Genomic DNA, 12,725 nt, shown 5'->3' on the forward strand with positions numbered 1-12,725 from the left:
ACTTTATTTGATGAATTTTAATAACTATGCGATTTTATCGCATCAGTACTAAAGCGATAACACGAACGATAACAACCAATTCTATAAACCATCGGAAAAATGATGAACATCAAACGTAACATATTGCTCAATCCGGGCCCAGCCACCACCACCGACACCGTGAAAATGGCTCAGGTGGTGCCCGACATCTGCCCGCGCGAGCACGACTTCGCCGGACTGATGAAAGGTCTGCGCGAGAACTGCGTGCGCATGGCGCATGGCGATTTGCAAAAAGACACGGCTGTGCTCTTCTGTGGATCGGGAACCATCAACATCGACATCTGCCTCAACTCGCTCCTGCCAGAAGGAAAGAAAGCGCTCATCGTGAACAACGGCGCCTACTCATCGCGCGCCGTTGAGGTGTGTCAGTACTACGGATTGCCCCACATCGACCTGCGCTCATCGGTGTTTGAGCAGCCCTCGCTCAACGAGGTGGAGCGCACGCTCGACGCCAACCCCGACATCGCCTTGGTGTACACCACCCATCACGAGACGGGAACGGGCATCCTCAACCCCATACGCGAGATTGGCGCAATGGCCCACGCCCATGGCGCCATCTTTGTGGTCGACACCACATCGAGCCTCGGCATGGTGCCCTTCGACCTGCACCAGGACAATGTGGACTTCTGCATGGCATCGGCACAAAAAGGATTGATGGCCATGTCGGGACTGAGCTTTATCGTTGGAAGCCGCGAGATCATTGAGCGATCAAAGGACTATCCCAAGCGCTCTTACTACTGCAACCTCTTCTTGCAGTATGATTTCTTCGAGAAGAGTGGCGAGATGCACTTCACCCCGCCAGTGCAAACGGTGTATGCCGCCATCCAAGCCTTCAAGGAGTATTGGGCCGAGGGCGAGGAGGCTAAGTTCGCACGCCACCACCGCACCTTCGAGGCCATCCATCGTGGACTGGAGGAGTTGGGGCTGCGCGATGTCATCCGACGCGACATCCAGTCGGGTCTGGTGGTGTCGGTGAAGTATCCCGACGATCCCAACTGGGACTTCGGCCACGTGCACGACTACTGCTACGAGCACGGATTCACCATCTATCCGGGTAAGATTTCAACCACCAACACCTTCCGTCTCTGCTCGCTCGGCACCATCGACGTGAAGGATATCGAGGACTTCTTTGTGGTTCTCAAGGAGGCTTTGGTGAAGAACAACATTCAAATTCCCGCCCATTACAATGATTAAGACTGCTGTCATCATGGCTGCCGGCTTAGGCAGTCGCTTCGGCCACATGACCGAGACCATGCCCAAGGGCTTCATCGAGTGTGGCGGAAAGGCGATGGTGGTGCGCTCCATCGAGGCGCTGATTGCTTGTGGCATTGAGCGCATCATTATCGGAACGGGCTATAAGAAAGAGGCTTACGAGCAATTGGCAAGTAGCTTTCCGCAGATCGAATGTGTGTTCTCACCCCGTTATGCCGAGACGAACAGCATGTTCACATTATGGAACTGCCGTGAGGCCATTGGCAACGACGACTTCCTTTTGCTCGAGTCGGACATCATCTTCAGCCGCAACGCACTGACGGAGCTCATCGACGATGCCCATCCCGACATCATGCTCATCACGCCGGTCACCAAATTCCAAGACCAATACTACGTGGAATATGACGCCAACGGAACGCTCACCCGATGCTCCACCGACCGCGACGCCATCGACGCCAAGGGCGAACTGGTGGGAATCCACAAGCTCTCGGCCTCGTTCTACCAGAAAATGTGCGCCGACTATGCGCAAATCGTCGACGAGAAGCCTAAGTTGGGCTACGAATACGAGTTGCTCCACATGTCGCAGGCAATAAGCCGGGTGTTTGTTCTCAATGCGAAAGATGTGCATTGGTACGAAATCGACGACGAGCGCGACCTGCAATACGCCGAGGAGCACGTCGTCGGAAAACTATAGAAAACCTTTCATTTCCTTGCCATGCCGTTTGTTTGCATGGCAAGGAAATGCATATAATTGCGCAAACCCAATAGTTCCTTAGATTTATCCCAAATCCACGACGGTGATTCCGGCGCCACCAAACTGCACGTGTTCGTCGCGCACATGGGTGACATTGGGCTCCGCCGACAGGTATTGGCGAATGAGTTGTCGCAGGATGCCGTTGCCCTTACCATGGAGAATGCGAACGCGCGGCATACCCACAAGGATGGCGTCGTCGATGAAATATTGCACGGCTTGCAACGCCTCATCGCCTCGCATGCCCCGAACATCAAGGTCTTGCTTGAAGTTTTTGCGGTGGTCGTCGATGGTGTCTTGCGTCATGTGCGACATCTTGTAGCTTTGGAGTCCTTCGCGCAACACATCCATCTTGGTGGGTTGTGATGACGTTTCGGCCTTTGCGTCACCCTCTAAGGGTTCCGATGGCGCTGCCAATAGTTGCAGGCGCGACACTGGCAGCTTAGTGCGCATATCGCCGAAGATGACGGTAGCCATCTTTCCGCTCAAGCTCTCCACCTTGCCTTCCGACTTCGCCCCACGAATGCGGACGCTATCGCCTACGGCAATGACGTTGTCGCGCACCTTCTGGTCACGCAAAGCCGCAGATCGCAAGGCTTCGGCAGCCTTCTGCTCATCATCCTTCTTTTTCTTCTTTCGTTCCTCGCGCCGTTCCTTGCGAGCCTTGATTTGCTCGATCTTACGGGCAATCTTATCGTCCTCGGCCTTGGTGTCGAAAGCCTCCACATCCTGCTTAAAGCCCTCAAGCTCCTGTCGGATGCGACGTGTCGACTCACGTTCGGCTTGCTGCTCACGAATCTCACGAATAGTGTTCTCGATCTTTCGGTTGCTCTCGCGAAGGAGTTCCTCAGCCTCCTGCTTGGCCTTCGTCAGGATGTCGCGCCGGTCGCGCTCCACGGCGTTGATGTCTTGCTCGTAATGGTCGATGCGCTCCTGCAAGCGCTTCTCCTGCTGATGGATGGTCTGTCGTTTCTGCTCCCAATAGCGCTTGTCGCGCACAATGTCCTGCAAATACTTGTCGCTCTGGATATAATCGGACCCCACAATCTCCGAAGCCTCACGTATCACCTCCTCAGGAATGCCCGTCTTGCGGGCGATCTCGATGGCGAACGAGCTACCGGGTTGGCCTATGGCGAGCTGGAAAAGAGGTCGCATCTCATGGCGGTCGTAGAGCATGGCACCGTTGGCAATGCCCTCGTGCGAGTCGGCATAGTGCTTGAGGTTCTGGTAGTGGGTGGTGATGACACCCCACGCCTGCTTCTTCACAAACTGATTGAGCACGGCCTCGGCCATAGCTCCACCTATTTGCGGCTCGGTGCCCGTACCAAACTCGTCGATGAGCAACAACGTGCGAGCGTTCGACTGCCGCATCATGATCTTCATGTTGAGCAAGTGAGACGAGTAGGTCGAGAGGTCGTTCTCGATGCTTTGCTCGTCGCCGATGTCAATCATCAGGTTTTGGAAGATGCCCACCTTGGACCGTTCGCTCATGGGAACCGACAGTCCACATTGCAACATATACTGCAACAATCCCACGGTTTTGAGGCAAACCGACTTACCACCGGCGTTAGGACCCGATATGATCAGTATGTGCTGTTGGGGTTTCAGGGTGATGTCGAGAGGCACCACCGTCTTGTCTTGCTTCTTCAATGCGAGCCAAAGCAACGGATGACGTGCCGAAACCCAATCCATGACAGGTGCGGCTTCGACCCGCGGCTCCATGGCTCCCATGAGCGTTGCCAACTCGGCGCGGGCGCGAATGAAATCGACCTCGGCCAGCAGTTGGTAAGAATACATCAGTTCGTTGACATGGGGCCTGACAAGTTTGGAGAACTCCACAAGGATGCGCACCACCTCCCGGCGCTCCTCAGCCTCCAGTTCGCGTATGCGGTTGTTGGCCTCCACCACCTCGGCGGGCTCCACAAACACCGTCTTTCCTGTAGACGACTCATCGTGAACGATACCTTTTATCTTACGCTTCAAGCCCGGTGCGATGGGCACCACGAGACGTCCGTCGCGAAGCGTGGGTGTAGCGTCCTTATCCACCAATCCCTCGCTCTGGGCGGCTCGCAGGATGCTGTTGAGCGTTCGCGACACGCTACCCTCCGCCTTCCGCAACTGTGCGCGGGTTTCGGCCAGCAAGGGCGAGGCCGTGTCCTTGATCTTACCATACTTGTCGAGGATCTGATCGATGCGGCGCAACAGGTCGGGGAAGGTGAGCACACCCTCGGTGAGGTCGTGCAATGTGGGGAAATCGTAAACCCCTTCGTCGCTTCCCTGGCTCAGGAACCTCACGATGCCGCCTATGGTCTCCAACGAGCGCCGGAGGTCGAAGAGCTCATTCTCTTCGAGATGGGTGCCCTCCAGTCGCACGCGCTTGATGGAAGCGCGCATGTCGTAGAAATATTGCAGGGGGAACTCGTCGGCCTCCTCCTGCAAGCGACGGAACTCATGCGTTTGCCTGAGCAACGTGTTGATGCGCTCCACATCATCGTTGAACGCCATCTTTTCCACCTTGTCCTTGCCCAATTGGCTCAGGCAACGCTCCTTCAGCAGCGACCGTATCTCGCCAAACTGTATCTTGTTTTCGAAATTGCTGGGATAAATCATGCTGCAAAGTTACTGAATAATATTCTTTTTAGTGTGCAAAACACCGAGTCTTTGTTGAATGAACTACACAAATCATACCAGCGAAGCCACCGATGGCCGTCGGCTTGGGGCAGGCACAAGGCGCAAACAAGAAGCATCGGGCTTTGGGGTGATGCAGGATGCGCCCCAACGACAACTGCGTCGCCCAGCAAGGAAAACCTTGCGGAGCGACGCAGCGTTAAGAGGTCCCGCCACCCGAAATCGGTCATTAGCTTTGGGTTCATGGGGACGTATGGGTTTGGGGGAATGTAGAAGCCCCGATTACTTCATCACCTTGACAGTTCGGCCATCAGACATCTTCACAATGTTCAGGCCCTTCTGCGGAGCGTTGAGCTGAGCGCCACCGATGGTGTAATACTTTGAGGCGACAGCCTTCTCAGAGCCCTTGATACCAATCACCGACGTTGAGCCACCGGGCTTCTCAACGATGAGTTGGAAGCAGGGCACATAGGGCTGCTTCTCACTAGAGACGTAATAAAGGCCCTCGTTATTTCTTGCGCTGGGCTTGCCATACACGAGGAACATATCATCGTAATCCTTCGAATCCTTGTTCACCCCAAAGAGCACAGGAGCGGCATTCTTGTCGGTTTGCGATTTCACCTGCGTATAGGCATAGCCATACATCACCTCGGTCTCTTCGCCCGTGACCTCGTAAGGCTGGTCGAAGCTCACCTCGTTCCATGCCACATCGACTGACTGCTGGTCGTCGGAAACCACCGACACGTCGTAGTCGGTAAGGTCAGCGCCCAACTCTGTGCCGTTCTGATCATTCTTGCCCTTAAAGATAAGCGCCAAGGCACTGGCACCATCGCCCAACGAACCCGTCACAGCGAAGCGAAAGCCAACCACCTTGCAACCCTTGAGCTCGCTCGCTACCTCGCTGATGTCCAAGTCGGAGATAACCATGCTGGCGCTCGACCATGTGGGGAATCCGCCCCAACCAAAACCGTTGGCGCCATCAGACCCTGTGAAACCCAAGAGGCCCTGGTTGTCGGCCAACTTCTTGACACCACCCTTCTGGGCGGGCTGGGCAAGTGCCAGGCTCATCTGTGCAGGCACCTCAGCCTTCACGGCGTTACGATTTAGGTTTTGAGCGTTTGTGCTTGTCGCAAAGAACACAAGCGACATGAGTGGGAGTAAAAATTTCTTCATAATAATAACTTTAGAATAAATGTGTATCCTGAGCGCCCAATGGCGTTGCTGTTGTGTTTGTGGAAAAGCGAGAGGTCACATCTTCTTGGCAACCAAGCCCTCCGTGGCCTCTCGCCCCATTTTCATGATCCCCGGCCGTAAGAGGCCAAGGCCGATATCACTTTCTCATCATCACCTTGCGTGAGGTGCCGTTAGACATCTTCACGATGTTCAGGCCCTTCTGCGGAGCGTTGAGCCTTATGCCGTCGATGGTGTAATACCCCACGACCGTGGCGTTCTCGGCATCGTTGTAAACGCCATGAATGCCCGTCACAGCATCGTTGTAGGTAACGCCGATGACGTTCTCGATCTTGTTGTCGGTGTACTTCGACTCGTTATGCTTGTTGAGGAAGGCGATGAACTTCAGGTCCTTCTTCTTCCACGCAGCCTTGATGTTAACATCGAATGTGGTGGTGAAGGTGTTATCCTCCCATTGCACCTGCTCGCCCCAAGTGCTGTTGTTGGCGCGGATGACGTGCATGTGGCGGAAAGAGCTCTTGGCTCCCGACTGTCTATGAGGCTTGACGCTATCCTCGGTGAGATAGAATGTAAGGAGCGAGTTGTCGGTGTCGAAGGCCTCGTTGCACACGCCGCTCACGGTAACCGTGGCCTTGGAGCCATCGGCGTTGGGCACCACCTGAATAGCGAGTTGCGCGTTGGCAGGCTGCGCCATGGCGGCACGCGTTGTGGCGGTGATGACGGCAGCGTTTGCCGGGATGCCCACAAGACCTGCCTTGTTGGCATTGCCCTTAACCCACACCTCATTGCGATTGAACATCATGGCCGGGTTGAACGTGCCCCCACTGTTGCCAAACGCAACCCCCGTGAGGTTATCCCATTTGGCCGTGAGCCAATCGGTTTGATAACCCGAATGGTGACAAGCGGCGTACACACGGCCTTGGTCGGCCATAGAGAGTGCCGTGTGAAGGTATCCAGCCACACGCGGGCAGTTGCCGCAACCCTCACAGGTAAACTCCTCGATGAGCACATTGCTGGGATAGGTGGTCTTGGCCACGGCCACTACGCCCTTAGCCACCTTGTTGGTAGCCAAGTTGTCGTGCCCATTCACCTTGGTCACCTCAACCGTAACGTTGTGCTGGCCCACCTTTGCGATGCCCGGCACGATGGCGCTGAACGATCCGTTGGCGCCTGTTGCCACAGCCTTCTCCAGGTTGGCGTGCTGCTCATCGGTGGCCACACCATCGACCGACACCACATAGTCGAGTTGGCTCACGGCCTCCTTACTATTGTTGAAGAAATCGACCGACAGTTCCACGTCGGTGTCGACAAGCGCCGACACCAGATTGAAGTTGCTGGGAATGACATTGTAGTCGGGGAAATTGCCTTCCACCACCAGTTGGATGCTGAGGTTTCCCTGACCCGTGCCAAAGTTGTACCAACCTTCGCCTTGGCCACCATTGGCTTCGGAGATGTTGGTAAACATCAGGAGCGGCATGTCGGTGCGACCACTTTCCACGATGGAGAGCGGATAACATTCTTCCGTGTAATACTGTCCTTTCTTGATGGCTTTCTGCGCGAAGTCGAAGCCCACGAAGAACTCCTGATTCTTGGAAATGACGTAAGGCTTGCTGAGCGTTACGGTATTCCATCCTTTCACCGTGGAGGGCACATTCTCCGACACCACATCAAGGCCAAGGCCTTGGTTGGTGGTAGGCGTGATAAACACCCTCGACTTATCCAGTTTGTAACAAAGGCCGAAGCGGATGGCCACCACCTTCATGCCATCGTAGGGCTCCAACATATCGGGCGTCAGGTCGATGGCGGCCTTACAATTGTCGTTGGCGCCAAAGCTTGCCAATCCCGATCCATACTGCGCCAGCTCGTCGGTGGTGTAATATCCCACGAGGCGCTGGTTATCCTGCAAGTCGACTTTCTTCGGAGCCAACGTAACGACGCGCTGCTGAGCGGCCTCCAAGCTCCTGTCGAGATGGCCACTAAAGGGTGTGGCTTTCTGTGCACTCGCGCCTAATGTCAGCACGAGTGCAAATAAAGAGAGTAAAGTTTTCCTCATAAAGAAACTAATTATTTTTTGATTTGTTTGATGGTCTTGCCATTAGAGAGACGAATGATGTTCAAGCCCTTCACTTCCGACTTGACGCTCATGCCATTGGCATTGTAACGGGCGAGGACCGTAGTGTTTGTGTTATCCTTAATACCGTCGACGCTTGTGGGGTCGGCGTAAACAAAATGAAGCGTAACCTTGGGACCATACTCCTTGAAATCGGAAGGCGAATAGACCGTAGTACCGAATATATCCTGCTTCTCTACATTGAAGACCTTGAATTGAAGCTCGGCCGTACATGAGCCGTAGTTGCTGGGTATCCACTCGGTTTGCAGATTCACATCCTCACCAGGATTAATGGTAGCGGGAGAGTTGTAATCCTCATATACCCCTGGACTTGAGATGGTCCTGCAATTCATGGGGAAGCAGCAAGAGAATGTACCGTTGTCGATGCTTACCAGCTTGACGTCGATGCCCACACCTTGCGTGTCGTCGGAATTGTTTTTCAGGTAAAGGCCACTGGGAATTTGAAATTCACCCAATTTCTCTCCCTCCGTGAGCACCAAGGTGGCACCATCGGCGACAGGATTGTCGTTCTTGTCGAACAACTGGAATGTAGGCAGTTCTTCCTGTGCGAAGGCTCCGATGCTGAGCAAAGCAGCGAAGGCGAAGACAAATGCTCTTTTCATATTCTATTTCTATATTTTAATGATTACTACTGTTTGTTTTGATGTTCCCAAGGGGCGGCTGGTTTGCCATAGGCAAGCGAACCGCCAGCCCCATGGGCTTTTATTGGCTAACGACGGGTGTCTTCTCGGTTTGTTGCACACCCTCGTCGGTAAACACGAAGGCGACGACCGACATGTTCTCAGGCTTCCAACTGTTGTCGAGGCTGATGTTGTAGGTCTTGCTCACCGACTTCTCGTTGACCACGTTGATGGGTTCTCCGTCCTTGTCGTTGACCGACGCACGGAACACATGCTTGTGAATATAATCGTTGTTGACGCTTCCATTGGGCATGAGCTGCATGTCCTTGATGTTGTCCTCCACGAGCCACACCTGCAACTTGGCACCGCTAAGCGTTTTCAATCCGGCCACATTGACGTTGACCTTCAGGTTGCGCGAAGCCTCGTCGTAGGTAGTGGAGGGTGTGATCATCACTGTGGGTTCCCTATTGATCATGCCATTTACGTAGGCAGCCCAATAGACGAGGTTGGTGAGCACGCCTCCAAAGCGGTCGACCATGCCGCTGGGTTGTGCCCTGACACCCCATGTGGCGTAATAGGAATTGCCCGTCTCGGTGGTGAGCGACAGCGGCTGATGGCCCTGGGCTACGGTGGTGTAACCGAAGTCGCCTCCGTAGATACCCACGGCTATGATGTTGTCCTCACCATACTGCTCTTGCAGTTTTTCGATCATGGTGGCGGCGTTGGGGCAGTTCACGCAGCGCTGTCCGGTGAAGTCCTCTATGAGCACATGCTTCTTCACCTCAGCCGGCTTCACATAGATGATGCGCTCGTTCTCGTCGATCTCTGAGCACGACGTGAGGGTGAGCGCCATCAGGATGGCGGCTAAGCTAAACGACTTAAATATGTTCATCTTCCTTTTTAGAAATTATAGTTGTAAGAAATGGTGAATCCCTTGCTTGCGGGAACATATCGGCACACGCCACCCGAGCAGTTGTAGCCAGCGCGCGTGCGACCATACCCGAGCTGCAGGCGGTGGGCTCCGGCGTTGAAGGTAACGAGGCCCTGGTAGTAATGGAGCTTGCTCTCGCCGTTGTTATACATGTCCGACACGGTGATCATCCAGTTGGGGAGGATCGATAGCTCGAGCAGGCCAAACATCCAGTCGCCCTCATCCTCGTCGGTGGCCAGGTATTGGGCCTCGCCGCGCAGCGTCATCTTTCGGTTGATGCGATACTTGGCGTCGGCCACCATGATGTCGGAGTGGACCATGCCGCCCTCTCCCTCCACAACGCTCTTGTTGTAGAACTGGTTCATATACATGAGGTTGAGCGAGAACGCGCGCGAGAACTTCTTGTCGAGATGGATGTTGAGGTCCTGGTAGTAGGTCTGGTCGCCCCATTTCCAGAAGGCCGACCCGTAGCCGCTGGTGCCCCGTGGGTTTCCGTCTACGCTATGGTCGTTGCGGTTGATGGAGTGGATATGCGAGAAGTTGACCTTGAGGTTGGTGCCATACTTGCCGCCCAACAGGGTGTTGCGCTTGAAGGTATAGCCCAACTCGGCTTGGTAGGCCCACTCGCCATTGGGCTGTGTGGCGTAGGGGTAGAGTGCGGCGAGGGCGTAGGTCTGCTCGGTGGTGAAGGCGGGCAGGTTGTTGATGTTCGACGACAATCCATACACATTGCGGTCGCTTCGGAACGTCATGTTGTCGCTTCGCTTGGCTTGGAGCAGCACGCTCAGGCCCCTCTTCGAATAAGAGGTGGAGAGCATGGCCACCGTTCCGTTGCGATAGATGTAGGGATAGAGCCTGTCGTAGGAGGGGTCGTCGGTCTTCCAGGCATACTCGGCCAGCACATTGAAGTTGCCGGCTTGGAGGTTGGTGCGTAGGTCGAAGGCGTTGACGTTGCCCGGCAGGCGGAGCTTGTGGGTGGGATCCACCATGATGTCTTCGTTGGGCGACTCATACTTGTTGACCCACGACGCTCCGAGGGTGAGGTAGGTGTTGGCCTCCTGCATCCTGCGGAACCACTGGTCGACGCTGAGCTCGAGGTCGCCGCCGCTGATCCATGCGTCGTTCCACTTCCAATAGTGGCGCTGCTTACCGGCGAGGGCCTTCACCTGCACGCCCGTCACGGGACGGACCACGAGGCGTCCGCCAAGCAACGAGTTGTCGATGCCGAGGCTCCGCTCCTCGTAGGTGCGGAGGATGAATCCCGAGCCAAACTGCTCGTAAAAGGTTCCGAGCGTCAGGTCCCAGTTGTCGAAATGTGTCTTCAGGTAGAAGTTGGGCACGCCATAGCCCTTGAAGCGCTCCTCGGGTGCGGCGGCATAGCCCGGCAATGGGTGCTTGGTAAACTCGAAGCGCAGGCCGGCGTCGATATGGCGGCTGCGCGCCGCAATGTCGGCGTAGGTGTTGGTGAGCGCCCACTCGCTATATTTCTCTGTGCCGATCTTCTTATCCTCCTGGGGTATGATGACATCGCTCTGGATGCTTCCGCTCAGGGTGATCTTGTCGTCGTTGTTGTTGTTCTCTTGTGCCATCAGGGCCGTTGTGGCGAGCGTGGCGGCAAGGGTGAGTATGAGTTTTCGTTTCATGTCTTGCGTTTGTTGCCCACGCCAAGGGCATGGGACCGTTCGTGTGTTGGTGGAGACGGTATGCTACCGTGCGGGGCTCACTTGCTGGTCAGCTCCCTCACTTTCTCGATGATCTCTTCTTCCGACCCTTCAGTGTAGCCGTTGTGCTTTTCGATGATCTTTCCGTTGCCGTCGCAGATGATGACAAACGGTATCATCTCTCCGCCAAACGACTTGCGGAACTCAGAGTTGGGGTCGAGCATCACCTCGTAGGGCCATCCGTTCTGGTTCACCAGAGGCTTCACCTTGTTGGCGTTCTGGGCCTTGTCGATCGACACGGCGTAGAGCTTCACGCCGGTCTCCTTCTGCCACTCGTCGTACACCTCGGCGATGGCGCTGAGCTCACGGTTGCAGGGCTTGCACCAGGTGGCGAAGAAACTAATGATGAAGGGCTTGCCGTCGTTGCGCAACGTGTCGGTCGACACGGTCTTTCCGTCAATGGTCTTAAGCTTGAACGAAGGCAACTGGGCGCTGATGGTCTGCGCGGTTGCAAAAAGCATCATCATGATGAACAAGGCCTTGCTCATCTTACCCTGAAAGAGTAACTTTAGTGTTTTCATAAATTTCTCAAATGATTATGAATAATCTTAAATATGATGCAAAGATAATCGAATAAACGGTTTTGAGCAAACAAATATGAAGATTTATTCTGTTTTCGTGCAATTTTATGAGAGTTTACCGCTAAAACGAGTGTAATAACAACGTTTTGTTATACAAACACGCTCCAATTCCTCTTTCCGTAACCTTACAATGCGCCACCCTCGTCCTTTCGGTCTTACCTTATTATATTATGTCTTTCGGTCATCTAAAGGCGCCCCACACTTGACGAACGTAAGCAAAAGCGGCACGGGGAGGTGCTAAAAGTAACGTCCCCAACCCGTTTCGGGCATCTTCGACGATCCCTGCAATGCGGGTTTGAGGATGTGGAATGGGCAGCGTGGAAGAGTGGAATGGATTTTATATTGTGGAATGCGTTTTGTCATGTGGCATGGGGAGCGCAACACGTTCTGTATGATATTTTGGTGCAAAAGTTGTGCGGCGTTTTTCGTTGAAAGAGACAACGGAATGGCCGTTTCCTCGTGCTCGCCGACAGAAATCTGCGTTGGGCGTTCCCCGTTAGGCATCTTTCGCGTTGCGATACCTATCCATCCGCACGTCGAAAGGCCACGTCACGAGGCTCGAAAGACCATGTATCGTAGCTCGGTTAGGCATGTTTCGCAACGCGGTTTGGATGGTTCGGCCGCCAAAAATCTTTCTTCTTGCGCTAACTCTCTGTGCGCCAACAGGTTGCGTTATAGTGCTGAGAATGGCGTATTTCCGCCCAACGCTTCGGTCGTGGAGAAAAACCATGTAGATTTCAATATAGATTGTCGGCATAATTCAGGGTTATTTACCGAATTAACGAGACCCGGCGAAGCCCCTCCGACCCGGGGGGGGGGGGGGGGGATAATTAGTTTAAACGTTTTACGATTACCAATTTTAACGAATTTAGCTAACCCAATTTGGAAAAATTCGAAAATTAGGGAAATTCGTTGTTACG

The 12,725-nt window shown here is 54.4% G+C and carries 9 protein-coding genes; 2 read left to right on the plus strand and 7 right to left on the minus strand.

Annotated elements, in window-relative coordinates:
* The first annotated feature begins 99 nt into the window (after positions 1 to 99).
* Positions 100 to 1,233, plus strand: coding sequence for a 2-aminoethylphosphonate aminotransferase (locus WKK33_RS01395; protein WP_337569252.1), 1,134 nt, complete (start codon positions 100 to 102; stop codon positions 1,231 to 1,233).
* Complete coding sequence (locus tag WKK33_RS01400) at positions 1,226 to 1,945, plus strand: phosphocholine cytidylyltransferase family protein (RefSeq protein ID WP_215759497.1); 720 nt, start codon at positions 1,226 to 1,228, stop codon at positions 1,943 to 1,945. Before WKK33_RS01395 ends, WKK33_RS01400 begins: the two co-directional genes overlap by 8 nt.
* 84 nt (positions 1,946 to 2,029) lie before the next feature.
* On the opposite strand, the gene WKK33_RS01405 is transcribed toward WKK33_RS01400, so the two are convergent.
* The 7 genes from WKK33_RS01405 to WKK33_RS01435 form a co-directional block, all read right to left on the minus strand.
* Positions 2,030 to 4,612: a Smr/MutS family protein gene (locus WKK33_RS01405; protein ID WP_337932145.1), complete on the minus strand. Its 2,583-nt coding sequence runs from the start codon at positions 4,610 to 4,612 to the stop codon at positions 2,030 to 2,032.
* Between the two features lie 300 nt (positions 4,613 to 4,912).
* The gene (locus WKK33_RS01410; protein ID WP_337932147.1) at positions 4,913 to 5,803 is read right to left on the minus strand and encodes a hypothetical protein; all 891 of its coding nucleotides are present in this window, start codon (positions 5,801 to 5,803) and stop codon (positions 4,913 to 4,915) included.
* A 157-nt stretch (positions 5,804 to 5,960) separates the two neighbouring features.
* Positions 5,961 to 7,874, minus strand: a complete 1,914-nt coding sequence (locus WKK33_RS01415) for an Omp28-related outer membrane protein (protein ID WP_337932149.1) — start codon at positions 7,872 to 7,874, stop codon at positions 5,961 to 5,963.
* Between the two features lie 11 nt (positions 7,875 to 7,885).
* On the minus strand, positions 7,886 to 8,554 hold the full coding sequence (locus WKK33_RS01420; protein WP_337569241.1) for a hypothetical protein: 669 nt from the start codon (positions 8,552 to 8,554) through the stop codon (positions 7,886 to 7,888).
* Positions 8,555 to 8,654: 100 nt separating this feature from the next.
* Positions 8,655 to 9,464, minus strand: a complete 810-nt coding sequence (locus WKK33_RS01425; protein ID WP_337932151.1) for an Omp28 family outer membrane lipoprotein — start codon at positions 9,462 to 9,464, stop codon at positions 8,655 to 8,657.
* Between the two features lie 8 nt (positions 9,465 to 9,472).
* The gene (locus tag WKK33_RS01430; RefSeq protein ID WP_337932152.1) at positions 9,473 to 11,146 is read right to left on the minus strand and encodes a DUF6029 family protein; all 1,674 of its coding nucleotides are present in this window, start codon (positions 11,144 to 11,146) and stop codon (positions 9,473 to 9,475) included.
* Positions 11,147 to 11,223: 77 nt separating this feature from the next.
* Positions 11,224 to 11,712 (minus strand): TlpA disulfide reductase family protein, encoded by a 489-nt coding sequence (locus tag WKK33_RS01435; protein ID WP_215759532.1) that lies wholly within the window; start codon positions 11,710 to 11,712, stop codon positions 11,224 to 11,226.
* Positions 11,713 to 12,725: the final 1,013 nt, after the last annotated feature.

Source organism: Hallella sp. (assembly GCF_037460745.1).
Taxonomy (GTDB): domain Bacteria; phylum Bacteroidota; class Bacteroidia; order Bacteroidales; family Bacteroidaceae; genus Prevotella; species Prevotella faecis.

Excerpts from the sequence above, each read along its gene's own strand:
- WKK33_RS01395 (WP_337569252.1), top strand. The coding sequence starts at position 100 with ATGATGAACATCAAACGTAACATATTGCTCAATCCGGGCCCAGCCACC.
- WKK33_RS01400 (WP_215759497.1), top strand. The coding sequence starts at position 1,226 with ATGATTAAGACTGCTGTCATCATGGCTGCCGGCTTAGGCAGTCGCTTC.
- WKK33_RS01405 (WP_337932145.1), bottom strand. The coding sequence starts at position 4,612 with ATGATTTATCCCAGCAATTTCGAAAACAAGATACAGTTTGGCGAGATA.
- WKK33_RS01410 (WP_337932147.1), bottom strand. The coding sequence starts at position 5,803 with ATGAAGAAATTTTTACTCCCACTCATGTCGCTTGTGTTCTTTGCGACA.
- WKK33_RS01415 (WP_337932149.1), bottom strand. The coding sequence starts at position 7,874 with ATGAGGAAAACTTTACTCTCTTTATTTGCACTCGTGCTGACATTAGGC.
- WKK33_RS01420 (WP_337569241.1), bottom strand. The coding sequence starts at position 8,554 with ATGAAAAGAGCATTTGTCTTCGCCTTCGCTGCTTTGCTCAGCATCGGA.
- WKK33_RS01425 (WP_337932151.1), bottom strand. The coding sequence starts at position 9,464 with ATGAACATATTTAAGTCGTTTAGCTTAGCCGCCATCCTGATGGCGCTC.
- WKK33_RS01430 (WP_337932152.1), bottom strand. The coding sequence starts at position 11,146 with ATGAAACGAAAACTCATACTCACCCTTGCCGCCACGCTCGCCACAACG.
- WKK33_RS01435 (WP_215759532.1), bottom strand. The coding sequence starts at position 11,712 with ATGAGCAAGGCCTTGTTCATCATGATGATGCTTTTTGCAACCGCGCAG.